The organism is uncultured Luteimonas sp., from assembly GCF_947492465.1.
Classification (GTDB): Bacteria; Pseudomonadota; Gammaproteobacteria; order Xanthomonadales; family Xanthomonadaceae; genus Luteimonas.
The window spans coordinates 142,676-161,486 of the sequence record NZ_CANLNF010000005.1 but is presented as its reverse complement, the minus strand read 5'-3'; the positions used below and the strand labels follow the sequence as shown (position 1 = coordinate 161,486).

At 71.9% G+C, this 18,811-nt stretch carries 14 protein-coding genes, 2 tRNA genes and 1 pseudogene; 4 read left to right on the top strand and 13 right to left on the bottom strand.

All coding sequences use genetic code 11. The features are described from left to right. Positions 1 to 21 precede the first annotated feature (21 nt). The 4 genes from Q0863_RS12975 to Q0863_RS12960 all read left to right on the top strand — a co-directional run bounded on the left by Q0863_RS12975 (position 22) and on the right by Q0863_RS12960 (position 4,502). Positions 22 to 1,116: a dipeptide epimerase gene (locus Q0863_RS12975; protein WP_298578630.1), complete on the top strand. Its 1,095-nt coding sequence runs from the start codon at positions 22 to 24 to the stop codon at positions 1,114 to 1,116. A gap of 1 nt (position 1,117) precedes the next feature. After that, entirely contained in the window at positions 1,118 to 1,960 is an 843-nt protein-coding gene (locus Q0863_RS12970; RefSeq protein WP_298578624.1) for a MurR/RpiR family transcriptional regulator, read from the top strand. A 204-nt stretch (positions 1,961 to 2,164) separates the two neighbouring features. Then, the gene (locus Q0863_RS12965) at positions 2,165 to 3,451 is read left to right on the top strand and encodes a cation:dicarboxylase symporter family transporter (RefSeq protein WP_298578615.1); all 1,287 of its coding nucleotides are present in this window, start codon (positions 2,165 to 2,167) and stop codon (positions 3,449 to 3,451) included. Positions 3,452 to 3,569: 118 nt separating this feature from the next. Then, entirely contained in the window at positions 3,570 to 4,502 is a 933-nt protein-coding gene (locus Q0863_RS12960) for an amidohydrolase family protein (protein ID WP_298578608.1), read from the top strand. 33 nt (positions 4,503 to 4,535) lie between these two features. On the opposite strand, the gene Q0863_RS12955 is transcribed toward Q0863_RS12960, so the two are convergent. The 13 genes and pseudogenes from Q0863_RS12955 to Q0863_RS12895 all read right to left on the bottom strand — a co-directional run bounded on the left by Q0863_RS12955 (position 4,536) and on the right by Q0863_RS12895 (position 18,621). Next, complete coding sequence (locus Q0863_RS12955) at positions 4,536 to 6,164, bottom strand: FMN-binding glutamate synthase family protein (RefSeq protein WP_298578599.1); 1,629 nt, start codon at positions 6,162 to 6,164, stop codon at positions 4,536 to 4,538. A 458-nt stretch (positions 6,165 to 6,622) separates the two neighbouring features. Further along, positions 6,623 to 6,696: transfer RNA gene (locus Q0863_RS12950), tRNA-Cys, on the bottom strand. A gap of 81 nt (positions 6,697 to 6,777) precedes the next feature. Further along, a tRNA-Gly gene (locus Q0863_RS12945) sits at positions 6,778 to 6,853 on the bottom strand. Further along, the gene (gene pgsA, locus Q0863_RS12940) at positions 6,844 to 7,494 is read right to left on the bottom strand and encodes a CDP-diacylglycerol--glycerol-3-phosphate 3-phosphatidyltransferase (RefSeq protein WP_298578593.1); all 651 of its coding nucleotides are present in this window, start codon (positions 7,492 to 7,494) and stop codon (positions 6,844 to 6,846) included. The genes Q0863_RS12945 and pgsA overlap by 10 nt, the downstream gene beginning before the upstream one ends. After that, positions 7,491 to 9,506, bottom strand: coding sequence for an excinuclease ABC subunit UvrC (gene uvrC / locus Q0863_RS12935; RefSeq protein WP_298578585.1), 2,016 nt, complete (start codon positions 9,504 to 9,506; stop codon positions 7,491 to 7,493). Before uvrC ends, pgsA begins: the two co-directional genes overlap by 4 nt. Beyond that, positions 9,503 to 10,927 carry a thioredoxin-like domain-containing protein gene (locus tag Q0863_RS12930; protein ID WP_298578578.1) on the bottom strand — a complete coding sequence of 475 codons (1,425 nt, stop codon included), beginning with the start codon at positions 10,925 to 10,927 and terminating at the stop codon, positions 9,503 to 9,505. The genes uvrC and Q0863_RS12930 overlap by 4 nt, the downstream gene beginning before the upstream one ends. A 9-nt stretch (positions 10,928 to 10,936) precedes the next feature. Further along, positions 10,937 to 11,419, bottom strand: coding sequence for a low molecular weight protein-tyrosine-phosphatase (locus tag Q0863_RS12925; protein WP_298579029.1), 483 nt, complete (start codon positions 11,417 to 11,419; stop codon positions 10,937 to 10,939). Between the two features lie 4 nt (positions 11,420 to 11,423). Next, positions 11,424 to 12,194: a 3-deoxy-manno-octulosonate cytidylyltransferase gene (gene kdsB / locus Q0863_RS12920; RefSeq protein WP_298578571.1), complete on the bottom strand. Its 771-nt coding sequence runs from the start codon at positions 12,192 to 12,194 to the stop codon at positions 11,424 to 11,426. Next, positions 12,191 to 13,216 (bottom strand): tetraacyldisaccharide 4'-kinase, encoded by a 1,026-nt coding sequence (lpxK, locus tag Q0863_RS12915; RefSeq protein ID WP_298578565.1) that lies wholly within the window; start codon positions 13,214 to 13,216, stop codon positions 12,191 to 12,193. Before lpxK ends, kdsB begins: the two co-directional genes overlap by 4 nt. After that, positions 13,213 to 14,982 carry a lipid A export permease/ATP-binding protein MsbA gene (gene msbA, locus Q0863_RS12910; protein WP_298578558.1) on the bottom strand — a complete coding sequence of 590 codons (1,770 nt, stop codon included), beginning with the start codon at positions 14,980 to 14,982 and terminating at the stop codon, positions 13,213 to 13,215. The genes lpxK and msbA overlap by 4 nt, the downstream gene beginning before the upstream one ends. A 7-nt stretch (positions 14,983 to 14,989) precedes the next feature. Next, entirely contained in the window at positions 14,990 to 15,418 is a 429-nt protein-coding gene (locus tag Q0863_RS12905) for a biopolymer transporter ExbD (protein WP_298578548.1), read from the bottom strand. A gap of 9 nt (positions 15,419 to 15,427) precedes the next feature. Beyond that, positions 15,428 to 16,105: a MotA/TolQ/ExbB proton channel family protein gene (locus tag Q0863_RS12900; RefSeq protein WP_298578539.1), complete on the bottom strand. Its 678-nt coding sequence runs from the start codon at positions 16,103 to 16,105 to the stop codon at positions 15,428 to 15,430. Then, positions 16,098 to 18,621 (bottom strand): annotated as a pseudogene (locus Q0863_RS12895) (DNA internalization-related competence protein ComEC/Rec2). Before Q0863_RS12895 ends, Q0863_RS12900 begins: the two are co-directional and overlap by 8 nt. Positions 18,622 to 18,811 lie beyond the last annotated feature (190 nt).

The window sequence follows — 18,811 nt, the reverse complement described above, 5'->3', positions numbered from 1 at the left end:
GGCTGCAGGGGAAGACAGGGAATGAAGATCACCGAGGTGCGCCTGGGCATGGTCCGGGTGCCGTTGAAGACGCCGTTCAAGACCGCGCTGCGCACCGTGGACACGGTCGAGGACCTGATCGTGTCGATCCACACCGACAGCGGCCACGTCGGCTACGGCGAGGCGGCGGCGACCGCCGTGATCACCGGCGATACGCACGGCTCCATGATCGAGGCGATCAGCCGCGTCATCGCGCCGCGGATCGTCGGCGAGGACATCGCCAACCTCAACCGCATCGTGCGCCTGGTGCAGACCGCGCTGGAGCGCAACACCAGCGCCAAGGCGGCGGTGGAGATCGCGGTCTACGACCTGTGGGGCCAGCTGTACGAGGCGCCGCTGTACCGCATGCTCGGCGGCGGCGAGCCGGTGATCACCACCGACATCACCATCAGCGTCGACCACATCGACAAGATGGTGTCGGACTCGCTGTCGGCGGTCGATCGCGGTTTCGAGTCGCTCAAGATCAAGGTCGGCAAGGACATCGGCCTGGACGTGGAACGGGTCAAGGCGATCCATGCCGCGGTCGAGGGCCGTGCCCTGCTCCGCCTCGATGCCAACCAGGGCTGGACGGCCAAGCAGGCGGTGCACGCCATGCACGAACTCGAGGGCGCGGGCGTGCGCATGGAGCTGCTGGAGCAGCCGGTACGGGCGCCGGACATCGCCGGGCTCAAGTACGTCAGCGACCGGATCAAGACGCCGGTGATGGCGGACGAAAGCGTGTTCGGACCGCTGGAGGTGATCAACCTGATCGAGCAGCGCGCCGCCGACATCATCAACATCAAGCTGATGAAGACCGGCGGCATCTCCAACGCGATCCGCATCGCCGACATCGCCGCCCTTTACGGCGTGGAGTGCATGATCGGCTGCATGATCGAGACCAGCATCAGCGTGGCCGCCGCGGTGCACCTGGCCATCGCCAAGTCGGACGTGATCACCAAGGTCGACCTCGACGGCCCGTCGCTGTGCGCGTTCGACCCGGTCGACGGCGGCGTGACCTTCAACGAGTCCGAGATCTCGGTGTCCGACGCCCCAGGCCTGGGCATCCGGGCGATCCGCGGCTACAAGCCGATTGGCTGAGATGCAGCCGCTGCTGCTGATCCGCGCCGGGCGCGGGCAGATGTCGGCGATCGAACGCCGCATCGCCGACTTCATCCTCGACAACGCCCAGCTGCTGCGCGACTACTCCTCGCAGCAGCTGGCCAACGCGCTGGGCATCAGCCAGTCGAGCGTGGTCAAGTTCAGCCAGAAGCTGGGCTTCAAGGGCTATCCGGACCTGAAGTACTCGATCGGCGAGGCGATCGCGCGCAACGGCGAGAGCGGCGAGCCGGAAGGCGCGACCGGTGCCGACGATGCGCAGGACCTGCTCGCGCGCAGCCTGTGGCAGGCCAAGTCGCGCGCCGAGGAGGAAACGCGCCTGCTCAATCCGCCCGAACACCTGCAGGCGCTGGCCGCCATGGTGCTGGAGGCGGACCGCATCTTCGTGGTCGGGATCGGCGAGGACAGCGTGATGGCGCGCGCGTTCGCCATCCGCCTGTCGCTGCTGGGCCTGCTGGCGATCCACCATTTCGATCCGGTGCTGGTGCCGGCCGAGGTGTCGAACACCGATTCGCGGGGTCTGCTGCTGGTGTTCTCCGAGCGCGGCGAGGTGGCGGCGCTGGCGCGGCTGGCACGGCTGTTCCGCGCGCGCGGCGGCAAGGTGGTGTCGGTCACCCGGCACACGGCCAACGCGCTGCGCGCGCACGCCGACCTTGGCCTGCTGGTCTCGGCCCACGACGAGGCGCGGCACGTGGAGCCCCTGCTCTACCAGGCGGCGCTGCAGCAGTTGCTCGACCTGGTGTTCCTGCGGCTGTGCAGCGACGAATCGCGCCGGCGCCGGCTCGACGATTACCGCGAGCACGTGCGTTCCCTGCTCGATGACTGAGCGGCCGCCACATGCGCGGGCCGCCGGCGCGGCGCCAGGGGCGGAATTGCATGCCCGCCGCGATGCATCCATCCCGGTCCGGCAGCTGCCGCCCCGGAGGCAGGGTCGCGATTCCATGGCTCGGCCCGTCCGGTCGAGCGCGACCGGCCGGTTCGTGATATCCAGTCTGCCGCCGCATCCACGACCAGCACTCCCAGGATCCCCATGACCGAAGCTGCGCCACGCGTCCGCACCCGCCTGTCCACGCCCGCCCGCGTGCTGATCGCCCTGCTGCTCGGCGCGGCCGTCGGCCTGCTGCTGGCCGCGTTCGATCCGGTCCAGGCGACCCGGGTGGCCGATGCAGTGCAGCCGATCGGCCGGCTCTGGCTCAACGCGCTGCAGATGACGGTGGTGCCGCTGGTCGCGGCGCTGGTGGTGGTGGGCATCAACTCCGCCGCGGACGCGGCGGCGTCGGGCCGCACCGCGCGCACCGCGATCGTGGTGTTCCTGGCGCTGCTGGCGCTGTCGGGCGCGTTCGCCGCGATCGCCGCGCCGACCTTCCTGTCGCTGGTGCCGCGCGACGAAGCGCTCATCGCCACCTTCCGTGCCGCGATCCAGGCCCCGGAAAACCTGCCCGATGCGCCGGGCATCGGCGCCTGGCTGGCCAACATCATTCCCAGCAATGCGATCGCCGCCGCGGCCAACAGCGCGATGCTGCCGCTGGTGGTTTTCGCCATGTTCTTCGGCTTCGGCCTGACCCGGATCGAGCCCGACCGCCGCGTGCGCATGCTCGAACTGGTGCGCACCATCGGCGACACGATGATCGTGGTGGTGCGCTGGGTGCTGTGGGCGGCGCCGGTCGGGGTGTTCGCGCTGGTGCTGGCGGTATGCGCCCGGGTCGGCCTGGACATGCTCAGCGCGCTGGGCTACTACATCCTCACCCAGTGCGTGCTCTACATCGCGATCACCCTGCTGCTGTACGTGGTCGCGGTGGTCGCCGCCGGCGAGCGCCCTGCCCGTTTCGCGCGCGCCCTGCTGCCGGTGCAGGCGATCGCGGCCAGCACGCAGTCTTCGCTGGCCTCGCTGCCGGTGATGATCGAAAGCGCGCGCATGCGCCTGGGCTATCCGCTGGCGGTGACCTCGCTGGTGCTGCCGATGGCGGTGTCGCTGTTCCGCATCGCCAGCCCGCCGCAGTACATCGTGGTGGCCTGCTTCATCGCCTGGATGTACGGCGTGGACCTGACCGCCGTGCAGCTGGGCACCGCGGTGGCGCTGAGCATCGTGGTCAGCATGGGATCGGTCGGCCTGCCAGGGCAGGTCAGCTTCATGACCACCAACATGCCGGTCACCCAGTCGATGGGCCTGCCGATCGAGCCGCTGGGCGTGCTGCTGGCGGTGGACACCATCCCCGACGTGTTCGCGACGGTCGCCAACACCTCGGCCGACGTGACCGCGACCGCGATCGTGGCCAGGCGCAGCGGCCAGGACGGCGCGGTCGACATGGATGCCTGAGGCGAATGCGCCGGGACGTCCTGTTCCCGGCCGTTGCGGGCGCATCGCCCGGTCCGGAACGCCGGATGACGGCCGGGCGTTCGCGCACGGAAGTGCTGAACAATCGGAGGAAAACACCATGTCGCGCTTTTCGCTGCTGCCGGAGAACCGGCCCGATCGACCCGGATCCGGGACGGCGCGCGTGGTCCGCTCCCTGGCCCTGCTCGGACTGCTGATCCAGCTGCTCACCCTGCCCGTCCTGGCCGCGGTGCCCGTGTTCGACGTCCATGTGCACCTGCGCGAAGGCGAGGAGTCGCTGCAGGCCTACCAGGCCGACGTGCGCGACGCCGGGATCGAACTGGCCGGCATCGGCGCGATGTGGTTCGGTGGCCCGCACCAGGCGCGGGCCGGCGATCCTGAGGCGGTCCGCGCCGGCAACGACGGCATCATCGCCCTGGGTGCCGGACATCCCTCGGTGCTGCCGGTCGCGACCGTCCATCCCTACGACGGGCAGGCGGCCCTCGACGAACTGGCGCGGGTGGCGGCGGCCGGGGTGAAGGTGCTCAAGCTGCATGCTCACACCCAGCGCTTCGACGTCGACGATGCGCGGGTCGAGGCGCTGGTGCGCAGGGCCGGCGAACTCGGCCTGGTCGTGCTGATGGACAACGCCGGCATCCTGCCGGGCGACAGCGAGAAGCTCTTCAACCTGGTGGTCCGCGTGCCGGGCACGAAGTTCATCCTCGCGCACATGGGCGGGATGGACTTCCGGTTCTGGAACATCCTGATGCTCGCCCGCACCGCCGACGGCTTCGCGATGGACAACCTCTACTTCGACATTTCCGGCGTGGTGCTGCTGGCCGATTCTCCGCTGGAGGAAGAGCTGGTGTGGACCCTGCGCAACGTCGGCATCGGCCAGGTGCTGCTGGGCTCGGACTACCCGCAGGTGGGCCTGGCGGCCGCGGTGGACGCGCTGGAACGGCTCGCGCTGACGGCCGAGGAGAAGGCGAAGATCCGTTCGCACAACGCGCTGGCGCTGTTCGGACGCCACGACGACACGCCTGTCCGGCCGTAGCGGCGTGCCGGCCGGCGGCACCCGGCCGCGCGCTCAGGTCAGCTTGCTGCGGCGCATCTCCAGCGTGCGCTCGGGCGGCAGGAACGAATCGGCGCGGGCGCTCGCCCAGAAGCTGCGGAACACGGCATGTTCGGGCACGTGGTCGAGCAGTTCGCCGGGCGCCAGGAACCGGTAGAGCGCCGACAGCGAACGCACCTCGGTCGGCGACACCCGGCGCAGGATGTGCTCGGGCCCGAGCTGCGAAGGATGCTCCAGCCCCGCCGCGCCCAGCATGTCGCGCAGGGCCCGCAGCGTGTTCTGGTGGAAGTTGCACACCCGTGCCGCCTTGTCCTCGACGTCGAGCGCGCGCCAGCGCGCCGGATTCTGGGTGGCCACGCCGGTCGGGCACAGGTCGTTGTGGCAGCTGCGGGCCTGGATGCAGCCCAGCGCGAACATGAAGCCGCGGCCGGCATTGCACCAGTCCGCCCCCATCGCCACGGTGCGGGCGATGTCGAAGGCGCTGGCGATCCGCCCCGCCGCGGCAACCTTCACCCGGTCGCGCAGGCCGATGCCGACCAGGGTGTTGTGGACCAGCATCAGCGCCTCGTGCATCGGCACGCCGACGTGGTTGATGAACTCCAGCGGCGATGCGCCGGTACCGCCCTCGGCGCCGTCGACGATGATGAAGTCCGGGGTGATGCCGGTGTCCAGCATCGCCTTGGCCACGCCGAACCACTCCCAGGGATGGCCGATGGCCAGCTTGAAGCCGGTGGGCTTGCCGCCCGAGAGCGTGCGCAGCCGGGCGACGAATTCGAGCAGGCCCACGGGCGTCGAGAACTCCGAATGCGAGGCGGGCGAGATGCAGTCCACCCCGGCCGGCACGCCGCGCGCCGCGGCGATCTCGGCGGTCACCTTCGCCGCCGGCAGCATGCCGCCATGGCCTGGCTTGGCGCCCTGCGAGAGCTTGATCTCGATCATCCGCACCTGCGGGTCGCGCGCGTTGGCCGCGAAGCGTTCCTCGCTGAAGCGCCCGGCGCCGTCGCGGCAGCCGAAGTAGCCCGAGCCGATTTCCCAGACCAGGTCGCCGCCGCGCTCGCGGTGGTAGGCCGAGATCGAGCCCTCGCCGGTGTCGTGGTAGAAGCGCCCGCGCCGGGCGCCTTCGTTGAGCGCGCGGATCGCGTTGGCCGACAGCGAGCCGAAACTCATCGCCGAGATGTTGAACACGCTCGCCTCGTACGGCGTCGACTGCGCACCACCGACCAGAACGCGGAAGTCGTGCGACTCGGCGTGCGCGGGCACCAGCGAGTGGTTGATCCACTCGTAGCTGACGTCGTAGGGGTCGTGCTCGCTGCCGAAGGGCACGGTGTCGCGCTCGTTCTTGGCGCGCTGGTAGACGAGCGCGCGCTTCTCGCGCGAGAACGGCACCTCGGCCAGGTCGTCCTCGATGAAGTACTGGCGGATCTCCGGCCGGATCGACTCGAACGCGTAGCGGAAATGCGCGATCACCGGATACAGGCGCCGCAGGGTCGAACGCTTCTGCAGCACGTCCACCAGTCCGAGCGCGGCCGGCGCGGCGGCAATGGCGGCCATCCACCACCAGGCCGGGGATACGGTGAGCGCCAGTGCGATCCCGAGCAGCACGAGCGCGATGCAGGCGAGCCAGGCGGCTTTGCGATGGAACATGGGCACCGGGGGTGGCGCGCCGGAACTGGCGCCGGCCCATGATCACACAGGGGACGTGGCGCAGCCGTCAGTGCCGCGACCGCGCCTGCGGCGCTGCAGTCCAGGGTGGCGAGGTGGTGCCCGAGGCCGGACTCGAACCGGCATGACCGCGAGGTCGAGGGATTTTCGTACCACTTCGGCTTTCGCCGCCGGCCGTGGCCGTTCGTGGTCTGGAGCACGCCTTCACCGTGGCGCCTTCGCGCTGTAGGTGCCCGCCGTCTGCTCTCTACACCTTCCTCCCGCATGCGGAAGGCTTGGCTCGGCGTTGGCGCGGACCGGAGTCCAGGGCGTTCGCCGACTTTGACGGGTGCCACCCCCGCGGTTTCCCGCGGAGGGCTCAAATCTTCAAGTCCCTTGTGTCTACCGATTCCACCACTCGGGCGTGGCCGGCGATCGCGTCACGCTCCCCGTGTGGGAAATGGAGGCCTGGGTCGGAATTGAACCGGCGTACGCGGATTTGCAGTCCGCTGCATAACCACTCTGCCACCAGGCCGGTGACGCGCGCCACGGCGAACGATACACGCTCGTGGCGCCGATAAACAAAACCCCGGCGGTGCCGGGGCATGCTTGAAACTGGAGCGGGAAACGAGACTCGAACTCGCGACCTCAACCTTGGCAAGGTTGCGCTCTACCAACTGAGCTATTCCCGCGTTGAGCCGCGCATTTTACCGGGTGTCCGCGTGGTGTCAACAGCCGATTTCTCCGCCGCGCGCAGGACCGGCCAGGCCGCGCGCAGATAGGCGAATCCGGACCACAGGGTGAGCAGCGCGGCGGCGCCCAGGAGCCAGTCGCCGATGTGGAAAACCGGCACGCCCATCCAGATGTCGGTGCCCGGCTGCAGCGGGTAGCGCGGGTTGATCGAGTACAGCAGGCACGACAGCGCCACCATCTGCGCGATGGTCTTGATCTTGCCGATCGTGGCGACCTTGACCGTGGCCCGCTGGCCCAGTTCGGCCATCCATTCGCGCAGCGCCGAGACCGCGATCTCGCGGCCGACGATCACCGCCGCCCACATCGCCATCCACGGCGTCGGGTGGCCCTGCACGATCAGGAACAGCGCCACCGCGACCATCAGCTTGTCGGCGACCGGGTCGAGGAAGGCGCCGAACGCGGAATACTGGTGGTAGCGGCGCGCGATCCAGCCGTCCAGCCAGTCGGTGACCGCGGCCAGGATGAACACGACGGCGGACGCGAAGTTGGTCCACTGGGAAGGCAGGTAGAACACGGCGACCAGGACCGGGATCAGCACGATCCTCAGCAGGGTCAGCCAGGTGGGGACGGTCAGCTTCATTTCGGGGGATTGGGTGCGCCGGCGCTGCCGGCTTCCTGCAGGCCGTGCAGGGTCGCATAGATTCGCGCGGCCAGCGCCGCGTTGACCCCCTCGACCCGCGCGATCTCCTCGATGCCCGCGGCCTTGAGCCCTGGCAGTCCGCCGAAATGCTTGAGCAGGCTGGCACGCCGGCGCGGACCGATGCCGGGGATGTCCTCGAGCCGGCTGATGCTGCGCGCCTTCTGGCGGCGGCCGCGGTGCCCGGTGATGGCGAAGCGGTGGGCTTCGTCGCGGACCTGCTGGATCAGCTGCAGGCCGGGGGAATCCGCGCCCGGTCGCAGTTCGCGGCCGTCCGGCAGCAGCAGCCGTTCGTGGCCGGCGCGCCGCTCCTCGCCCTTGGCCACGCCGACGATGATGACCCCGTCGCTGCCGGCGCCGGTGGCGGTGCGGATGCCCAGCGCATCGAGCACGCCGCGCGCCTGCGCGACCTGCCCTGCTCCGCCGTCGATCAGCAGCAGGTCGGGCAGCACGCCGGCCGGCCCGGCCGCGCGTGAGGGGGCAGCGACCGCGTGGGGGTCGCCGGGCGCTGGCGGTGCGGAAGCCGGGTCCGGTGCTGTCGGCGGTGCCGGATCGCGCGGCTCGACGGCGCGACGGAAGCGGCGGGTCAAGGCCTGCTGCATGGCCGCGTAGTCGTCGCCCGGCTCGATGCCGGCGATGTTGTAGCGGCGGTACTGGCTGCGCACCGCGCCTTCGGCGTCGAACACCACGCACGAGGCGACGGTCGCCTCGCCCATGGTGTGGCTGATGTCGAAGCATTCGATCCGCGCCGGCACCCGCTCCAGGCCCAGCAGCTGGCACAGCGAATCGATCCGCGCCTGTTGCGCGGCGCGGCTGCCCAGTTCGGTGGCCAGCGACAGTTCGGCGTTGCGGCGCGCCAGGTCGACGTAGCCGGCGCGCTCGCCGCGCACGCTGTGGCGCAGCTGGACCTTGCGCCCGGTGGCGGCCGACAGGGCGTCCTCCAGCAGCGGCACGTCCTCGATCGGGCGGTCGAGCACGATCTCGCGCGGCGCCGGCTGCTCGCCGTAGTACTGCGAGACGAAGGCGGCCAGGACCTCGGCCGGGTTGTCGCTGCCGTTGGTCCTGGGGAAGAACGCGCGCGTGCCGAGGTTGCGGCCGTCGCGGAAGGCCAGCAGCAGCACGCAGGCGTGGGTGCCCTGCATCGCAACGGCCAGCACGTCGAGTTCGGCGGCGCGTCCGTCCACGTACTGGCGCGCCTGCAGCGAGCGCACGTTGGCGAGGAGATCACGCAGCCGCGCGGCTTCCTCGAAGTCGAGCCGGGCGCTGGCCGCCTCCATGGCCTCGCCCAGTTCGCGGGTCAGCTCGTCGCTGCGGCCCTCGAGGAACAGCGTGGCGCGGCGCACCGCGTCGGCGTATTCGCGCGCCGGCACCAGGCCCACGCAGGGCGCGGTGCAGCGGCCGATCTGGTGCTGCAGGCAGGGCCGCGAGCGGTTGCGGAACACGCTGTCCTCGCAGCTGCGCAGCTTGAACAGTTTGTGCATCATGTTCAGCGTCTCGCGCACCGCGGTGACGCCGGGATAGGGGCCGAAATAGCGGCCGGGCACGTTGCGAGGACCGCGATGCAGGGCCAGTCGCGGCCACGGCTCCTGGGTGACCAGCACGTAGGGGTAGCTCTTGTCGTCGCGCAGCAGCACGTTGTAGCGCGGGCGCAGCGACTTGATCAGCTGGTTCTCCAGCAGCAGCGCCTCGCCTTCGGTGCGGGTGACCGTCACCTCCATGCGCGCCACCTGCGCCAGCATCGCGACGGTGCGCGAGGGCTTGGGCACGTTGCTGAAGTAGCTGGCCACGCGCTTCTTCAGCGCCCCGGCCTTGCCGACGTAGAGCACGGCGCCGTCGGCGGCGATCATCCGGTACACGCCGGGCGCGGTACTCAGGCCGCGGGCGAAGGCCTTGCCATCGAAGGGAACGCCGTCGGCCTGGCCGCCGCTGCCGGGGTCGGATGGCCCTGCGGTCATTCGCCGATGGGCACGTGGCGCAGGGCGCCGGTGCGGGGGTCGAAGCGGAGCACCGCATGGGCGTCGGTGTCGGCGATCCAGATCGCACCGCCGCCGACCGCCAGCCCGGACGAGCCGTGCAGGCGCTGCGGCAGTTCGATCGTCGACAGCTCGCCGCCGCCCAGGCGCAGGCAGCGCAGCGCGTCGTTGCCGCCGTCGGCGATCCACAGCAGCGGCGAATCGGGATCCAGCGCGATCGCCAGCGGCTGCTGCAGGCGCGCCTCGCTGCGGGCGCCGTCGGCGTGGCCGAACTGCCACTGGTCCTGCCCCACCAGGGTCGAGACGGCGCCGGTGCGCACGTTCACGCTGCGGATCGCGGACCCGGCCGCGTCGCAGACGTACAGCACCTGCTGCACGGCCGCCAGCGCGACGGGTTCGGCGAACGAGGCGCCGACGCTGCTGCCGTCGGCCACCGCCAGCCGCCCGGAGCCGGCCACCAGGCCGATGCCCGGCGCGCCCAGGTCGTATTTCCAGATGCGGTTGTCGCCGGCGGTGGCGATGAACAGGGCACTGCCGCTGATGGCGACCGCGCGCGGCTGGTCCAGCGCGACCGCGCGCGGATCGGCGATCGCGCCCTCGGCGGGGGTGCCGGAGCGGCCGGCGCCGCACAGGGTGTCGATGTCGCCGCCGCGCAGCTCGATGCGGCGCACGGCGTGGTTGCCGCTGTCGGCCACGTACAGCACGTCGCGCCACAGGCACATGCCGTGCGGGCGGTTGAACGCGGCCAGCTCCATCGGCCCGTCGATGAACCCCGGGTCGCCGCTGCCGAACTGGCGCAGCACGCGCCCGGCCTGGTCGCACTCGAGCACCCGGTGGTGCTCGCAGTCGGCCACGTACAGATAGTTGCCCGAGACCACCAGCCCGGTCGGGAAGCGCAGCGGCAGCGGCGGTTCGCCGCCCCGGCGCATCTCGATGGGATCGGCATTGGGCAGGGCCGGCACCAGCTCGCCGGCCAGTTCGCTGACCCGGGCATCGAGTTCGCGGATCGGGCCGTCGCCGACGATGCGGTCGCGGATCCGGCCTTCGCCGTCGATCAGCACCACCGTCGGCCAGGCCTCGATGCCGTAGTGCTGCCACAGGGTCCAGTCCGGGTCATGCCCGATCGGGAAGCCGTAGCGCTGGCGGTTCAGCCGCTTGCCGATGCGCCGCGCGTCGCGCTCGCCGTCGAAACGCGGCACGTGCACGGCCACCACGTTGAGCCGGTCGCCATGGCGCGCGCGCAGGCGCGACAGGTCCGCCAGCCGCTGCTGGCACCAGGCCGAGCCGGAGTTGACGAAGGCCAGCGCGCAGACCTTGCCGCGCAGCTGCGCCATGCGCAGCGGCGCCATCAGGTTCAGCCATTCGATGCCGGGCGGAAACTCGGGGGCGGTGGTCGCGTCCATCGCGGACGATTATGCGTCAATCCGCGCGGTGCGGTCGGCCAGTCGCGCGACGATGGCGCGCGCGGCGTCGTCGACCAGGGTCCACACCCGTTCGAACGCTTCGGCGCCGCCCGTGTAGGGATCGGGCACCTCGGCGCCCTGCCCCATCCCGGCCCATTCGAGCAGCAGCGCGCTGCGCGCGGTGGCGTCGTCGGGCGCGCGGGCGCGCACGTCGGCCAGGTTGCTGCGGTCGGCGCACAGCAGCCAGTCGAAATGGTGGTAGTCGGCCGCGTGCAGCTGGCGCGCGCGCAGCAGGGTCAGGTCCACGCCGTGGCGCGCGGCATTGGCAATCGTGCGCGGATCGGGCGGCTGGCCGACGTGCCAGCGGCCGGTGCCGGCCGAATCGAGTTCGACGCGGTGGTCCAGCCCGGCATCCTGCAGGCGCTGGCGCAGCACGCCCTCGGCCAGCGGCGAGCGGCAGATGTTGCCCAGGCAGACGACGAGCAGGCGCAAGGGCTCAGCCACGGGCGGCCGCCAGGATCGCTTCGGCCCGCGCGAGGTCCTCGGGCGTATCCACGCCCTGCGGGAACGGCTCGGGCGCCAGCGCGACCGCGATCGGCCAGCCTGCCTGCAGTACCCGCAGCTGCTCCAGCGACTCGATCCGCTCCAGCCGACCGGGCGGCATCTTCGAGAAGCGCCGCAGGAAGCCGGCGTGGTAGGCGTAGATGCCGATGTGGCGCAGCCATTCACCGGCCACGGTGACGTCGCCCTCGCGCGAGAACGCGTCGCGATGCCACGGCACCGGTGCGCGGCTGAAATACAGCGCGTGGCCGGTGTCGGCGACCACCACCTTGACCGTGTTGGGATCGAACAGGACCGCGGGCTCGGTGATGGGCTCGGCCAGCGTGGCCATGGCGGCGTGGCCGTCGGCCAGCAGCTCGGCCACCCGGCGGATGCCGGCTGCCGGCGCGAAAGGCTCGTCGCCCTGCAGGTTGACCACGAGGGTGTTGTCGTCCCAGCCGGCGATGTCGGCGCATTCGGCCAGGCGGTCGGTGCCCGACTGGTGGTCGGTCCGGGTCATCGCCACCCGCACGCCGCTGCCCTCGAGCGCGTGGGCGATGCGCGCGTCGTCGGCGGCCACCCACACCTCGCGCGCGCCGGCGGCCAGGGCGCGCCGCGCCACGTGCAGCACCAGGGGTTCGCCCCCCAGCAGGCGCAGCGGCTTGCCGGGCAGGCGCGTGGCCGCGTGGCGCGCCGGAATGGCGACGACGAAGTCCGGTGGGGTCATGGCGCCTGCCTGGGTTCTTCGGGGTTCGGAAGCGGAAGCCGGCCGAGCAGCGCGATCCAGAACGCCTCGGGCAGGCGCGCGTCGATGCCGACGCTGAACCACTGCTCGCCAGCGAAGGGCGCGCACTTCACCGCGTCCTTCTCGGTCAGCAGCACCGGCAGGTCGCTGCCGAAGCGCAGGTCGTCGGCGGAATAGCGGTGATGGTCGGGGAAGGCGTGCGGGACGACCGCGATGCCGTGGTCGCGCAGCATCGAGAAGAACCGCTCCGGGTCCCCGATGCCGGCGATCGCGTGCACGCGCTGCCCGGCGAAGGCCGCCAGCGGCCGCGGCCGCCCGCCGGCCATCGGCCTTGCGTCGCCCGGCTCCAGCCACATCGGCCACTCGCCGAAGCCGGCGGCCAGGTCGGGATCGCTGCCGGCGTTGAGCACGCGGAACTGGCAGTCCTCGCCGCGCGCCGGCGGTTCGCGCAGCGGGCCGGCCGGCAGCAGCCGGCCGTTGCCGTAGCGGCGGCGACCGTCGATGACCTCGATCTCGAGGTCGCGCGCCAGCCGGTAGTGCTGCAGGCCGTCGTCGCAGACCACGATGTCGCAGCCCTCGGCGACCAGCGCACGCGCCGCGGCGAACCGGTCGGCGTCGACCCGCACCCGCGCGCCGGTGCGCGCGGCGATCAGCACCGGCTCGTCGCCGCCCAGCGCCGGATCGGTGTCGGCCTGCACCCAGGCCGGCTTGCCCGCCTCGCTGCGGCCGTAGCCGCGGCTGGCCACGCCGGGGGTCCAGCCGGCCGCGCGCAACCGTTCGACCAGGGCGATGGTCAGCGGCGTCTTGCCGCTGCCGCCGGCGACGAGGTTGCCGACCACCACCACCGGGCAGCCCGGATGCCGCGCCCGCAGCAGCCCGCGCCGGTACAGGTCGCGGCGCAGGCCGGTGGCCGCGGCGTACGCGCCCGCGAGCAGCCGCGCATGCGGCGGTACCGTCGCATCGGCGTACCAGTACGCCGGCACCTTGCGCCCGCCCCGGCTCACGCGTCGCCGCCCTCGCGGAACTGCATCCGGTGCAGGTGCGCATACAGGCCGCCCTGCGCCAGCAGCCCGGCGTGCGTGCCCTGCTCCACCAGCCGGCCCTGGTCGAGCACCAGCACCTGGTCGGCGTGCTCGATGGTCGACAGCCGGTGGGCGATGACCAGGGTGGTGCGGTCGGGCATGAGCCGGGTCAGCGCTTCCTGCACCAGGCGTTCGGATTCGGTGTCGAGCGCGGCGGTGGCTTCGTCGAGGATCAATACCGGCGCATCGCGCAGGATCGCGCGGGCGATCGCCAGGCGCTGGCGCTGGCCGCCCGACAGCATCGAACCGTTCTCGCCGATCGGCGTGTCCATGCCCTGCGGCAGGCGCTCGATGAACTCCCAGGCGTTGGCCGCCTCCGCCGCGGCGCGCAGGGCCTCGGGCGTCGCCTCCGCCGCGTAGGCGATGTTGGCCGCCACGCTGTCGTCGAACAGCATCACCCGCTGCCCCACCAGGGCGATCTGGCGGCGCAGGTCGGACAGGCGGTAGTCCTGCAGCGGCACGCCGTCGAGCGTGATCGAGCCGGAACTGGGTTCGTAGAAACGCGGTACCAGCCGCACCAGGCTGGTCTTGCCGCTGCCCGAGCGGCCGACGATCGCGGTCACCGTGCCCGGCGCCGCGGTGAAGCTGATTCCCTCCAGCGCGTGGCGCGTCTCATCGCGGTCGTAGCGCAGGCTGACGTTGTCGAACACGAGCTCGCCGCGCGCGCGCGCCAGCGGCACGCTGCCCACGTCCTTCTCCTCTTCCGAGTCGAGCACGCCGAACAGGCGCTCGGCGGCGGCCACGCCACGGCCGATCACGCTCTGCACGTTGGTGATCCGGCGCAGCGACGGAATGATGCCCATCATCGCGGTCATCAGCTGCACGAACTCGCCCGGGTTGAGGCGTCCTTCCAGGGCCTCGTGCACCGACACCCACACGATCGCCGCCAGCGCCAGCGCGGCCAGGATCTGGACCAGCGCCGAGGACATCGCGCGCGTGGTCTCGACCTTCATGTTCAGGTGCAGGATGCGGTTGGCGAACCCCGAGTAGCGGCTGCGCTCGAACGCCTGCGCGCCGTACACCTTCACGTCCTGCTGGGCGGCCAGCGACTGCTCGGCGCTGGCCGCGAGCGCGCCCATGCCGTCCTGGATGCCGCGGCTGATCCGGCGGTAGCGCCCGCCCACATACCAGACCAGCACGCCGATCAGCGGCGCGATGACGATCATCGCCAGGGTCACCTTGACGCTGGTGTAGAGCATCAGCCCGAACAGGAAGACGATGGTCAGGCCGTCGGTGAGGATCGCCTTGAGCGCGTCCGAACTGGCCTGGGTGACCTGCTCGGTGTCGAAGTTCAGGCGGCTGACCATGGCCGGCACCGCCTCGGTGTCGAAGCGCGTGCTGGGCAGGCGCAGGTACTTGCCCAGCACCAGCTCGCGCAGGTCGCGCACCACGCTGCGGCCGACCCGCGCCATGCCGTAGTCGGTGGCGAAGGTGGCCAGGCCGCGCAGCAGGAACAGGCCGATGATCGCCAGCGGCAGGACGATGGCCATCTCCGGCTTGGGATCGACGAAGCCGTCGTTGGTCAGTGGCTCCATCAGCCACACGAAGCCGGCGCCGGCCAGGGCCTCGACGATCATCGCCGCCATGGCCACCAGCAGGAACGGCCAGTAGACCCAGGCGTGGCCGAGCAGGCGCCGGTAGATCGGCCAGGCGCCCGGCGCCGCCGGTTCGCTGGAGGGACCGGTCATCGCGGGCTCATGGCGCGGCGGGCGCCTGTTCGGGCGCGGTGGCGTTGGCGATGCGGGTGAAGCCGAGCTGGCCGAGCGCGTCGTAGGCCGTCACCACCGCCTGCCAGGGCGTGCGCGCGTCCGCGCGCAGCAGCACGGTGCGGTCGCGGTCGTCGCCGGCGACTTCCACGATGGTGCGCTTGAGCGACTCGACGTCGGTGCGCAGCGCCTCGCGGTCGCCGACGAAGTAGCGGCCGTCGGCGTTGATCAGCAGGCTCAGCGAATCGGTCTGGGTGTTGGCCTCGCCGCCGGCGCGCGGCAGCTCCAGCTTGATCACCGAGCGCGCGTCGAAGGTGGTGGTGATCACGAAGAAGATGATCAGCACCAGGATCACATCGATCAGTGGCACCAGGTTGATCTCGGGCACGTCTTCCGCCCGCCGGTCGCGGATGCGCATCGTCAGGCCCTAGCCCTGCGCCGGCTGCGCGTCGGGCTGGCCGTCGCCCTGCGGGTAGGCGGCCAGGGCCGCCGCCGCGGCGCGGGCGCGCGGGTCGATCACGTCCATCAGCTGGATCGCCTCGTGCTCCATGTCGACGATATAGCCGTCGATGCGGGCGCGGAACCAGCGGTGGAAGATCAGCGCGGGCACCGCCACGACCATGCCCGCGGCGGCGCATACCAGCGCCTTGCCGATGCCGCCGGCGAGCTGGTTGACGTCGCCCACGCCGTGGTCCATCACCCCCAGGAACATCTGGATCATGCCGACCACGGTGCCGAACAGGCCCAGCAGCGGGCCGGCGCCCGCAATCGTGCCGAGCGCGTTGAGGAAGCGCTCCATGCGATGGGCGATGTGGCGGCCGACGTCTTCCACCCGCTCGCGGATTTCCTCGCGCGGGCGATGGCGCACGTCCAGCGCGGCCGCCATCAGCTCGCCCAGCGGCGAGTTGCGGCGCAGCGAGTCGATATGGCTGGGGTCGAGGCGGCCGCGCGCCGCCCAGGTGCGGACTTCCTGCCCCAGCCCCGGCGGCAGCACCGCACTGCGGCGCAGCGCCCAGAATCGTTCGACGATGATCGCCAGGCCCACTGCCGAGAGCAGCAGCAGTGGCAGCATCGGCCAGCCGCCGGCCTTTACCAGTTCAAGCACGCTCTCTTCCTCCGGCCCGCAGGCCTGCCCCGGGCAACGGCCGATAGGATAGCCGGTCAGCGCGCCGCGTCTGCCCTCCGGACCGCGTCCCAGAGGCGGGGATGGTGGCTGCGACGGCGTTCGATGTGCGTTGCGTCACTGATACGGATGCGTACCGCGCCGTCGCGGGCGGTGTCGGCGGTCGCTGCGCCGGCATCGCGCCAGCGCTGCATGACCCGCGGGTGCGGGTGGCCGAAGCGGTTGCCGTGGCCGGTCGAGGCGATGGCCAGGCGCGCCCCAGTGGCGGCGACGAAAGCCGGGTCGGAGGACTTGTCGCTGCCATGGTGGGCGACCAGCACCACGTCGCTGCGCAGCGCGGCCGCCCGGTCGTGGACCAGCATGCGTTCGACCACCTCGCCGATGTCGCCGGCCAGCAGTGCCGAGCCCTGCGCCGAGGCGATCTTCAGCACGCAGCTCGATTCGTTGCGCATCGCCGGGAAGTGCAGGCCCGGATGCAGGAATTCGAAGCGCACGCCATCCATGTCCCAGCGCGACCCGCCCAGGCAGGGGGCGGCGCCCGCGACCCCGGCGTCGCGCGCGGCGAACACCGGCCCGCTGCGGAAGCGCCGCAGCACCGCCGCCAGGCCGCCGGCATGGTCGGCGTCGCCGTGGCTGACCACCACCGCATCGAGCCTGCGCACGCCCAGCGCGTGCAGCGCCGGCGCCACCACCCGCTCGCCGGCGTCGAAGCCCTCGGGCAGCGCAGGCCCGGCGTCGTACAGCACCGCGTGGCGCGCGGTGCGGACGAGTACCGAGGTGCCCTGCCCCACGTCCAGCGCCACCAGTTCGAACGCGCCGTGCGCGGGCAGCCCGCGGTCCGGCCACAGCAGCGGCAGGAACAGCAGCAGCGCCAGCGGCTTGCCCGGCAGCCCGCGCGGCAGCAGCAGCCAGAAGGCGCCCAGCAGGGCCAGCGGCAGCGCCCACCAGGGCGCCTCGGGCAGCCACCACAGCGCCAGGCGGCCGTCCGCCAGCCACTGGAACAGGGGCCAGGACAGGTCGAAGCACCAGGCCGCCAGCCGCCAGGCCGGGCCGCCCCAGCCTGCGTGCAGCGCCTCCAGCCCGGTTCCGGCCAGCGCCAGCGGCACCACCACCAGGCTCCACCACGGGATGGCCAGCTGGTTGGCCAGCGGTCCGGCCAGCGAGGCCTGGCCGAACAGGATCGCGGTCAGCGGCAGCAGGCCGAGCGTGGCCACCCATTGCGCCGACAGGAAACCGCGCAGCAGCGGCTGCGCATGCGCCCGCGGCAGGCACCACACCAGCCAGGCGACGCCGGCGAAGCTGAGCCAGAAGCCTGCCGCCAGCACCGACAGCGGGTCGACCAGCAGCAGTGCGATCGCAGCCAGCGCCAGCGAATCGGCCACGCCCATCGGCCGCCGCCACAGCCGCGCCAGCACCACCACGCCGATCATCAGCACCGTGCGCACGGTCGGCAGGGCGAAGCCCGCCACCGCGGCGTAGCCGGCCGCGCCCAGCAGCGCGCCGCAGGCCGCCGCCTGCGGGCGCGGCAGCCGCCGGCCCAGCCCCGGCAGCAGCCACCAGACGCCGGCCACGAGCAGCGCGAAGAAACCGGCGACCAGGCCGATATGGAAACCTGAAATCGCGATCAGGTGGGTCAGCCCGGTCGCGCGCAGGATCTCCCAGTCGACATCGCCCAGGCCGCGCGTGTCGCCGAGCGCGAGCGCGCGCACGAAGCGCGAGGACCGTGGCGTCGTCTGTCCGGGAGCCCCGGCATGGTCCGTGGGAGCGCGCTCGCGCGCGAAGGCATCCGCGACCGGGATAGCGCCCACGGGCTGGGGACCGGCGATGCCTTCCTGTCCCAGCGAAGCCTCGATGCGGGCCGCAATGTGGTCGCGCCAGCCGTCGATGCCGGCCGCCGCACGCGTCCGTTCCCACGCATCGGCCGATCGCACGTAGCCGGTGGCGGCGATCCGGCCGGCCAGCGCATGGCGTTCGCCGTCGTACCAGCCGGGGTTGCGCAGGCCGCGTGGCGCGCGCAGCCGCGCGGTGAAGCGCCAGCGGCTGCCGGGCGCCAGGTCCAGGCGCGGGGAGTCGGCGCCGTCGCGGTCGTCGTACCAGGACAGCCGCAGCAGCTTGCCGCGCAGCGCCTCGGGCTGGCTGGCGCCGCGATCGACCCGGAACAGGAAGCGCGTGCGCCGCGGCTCGTGTTCCGGCAACTGCACCACCCTCCCCTGGATGGCGAAGTCGCCGCGCTCGAGCTCCGGCGGAAGCTGCCGCGCGAGCACCCAGGCAGCATGCAGTCCGAACAGGGCGAATCCAAGGGCCAGCGCGCCGGCAGCGCGACGCCAGTCGCCAAAGCGCCACCAGGCCCAGGCGCCCAGCAGGGCCATGGGCACCAGCAGCAGGATTGGCGGCAGCGCGGGCAGGCGCGAGCATGCAAGAACGCCCAGCACCAGCATCGCGGCAACGGCCGGGCCCAGCGGCGCCAGCGCGGGGTGAGGAATTGCTCGACCGTCCATGGCCTGTTCCGCATCGATCAGGCCGGCAGTGTGGCGGGCCTCGACGGGCCGTGGCATCGGCGGGGATGGTGAAGGCTCGTGGGATTAATCCCACGGCATCGACGTGTGTGGCGTCGGCCTGCCCCCACCCCAGCCCTTTCCCGCAAGCGGGGGAGGGAGCAGGAAAGCAGGCGCATCGATCCACCCTGCC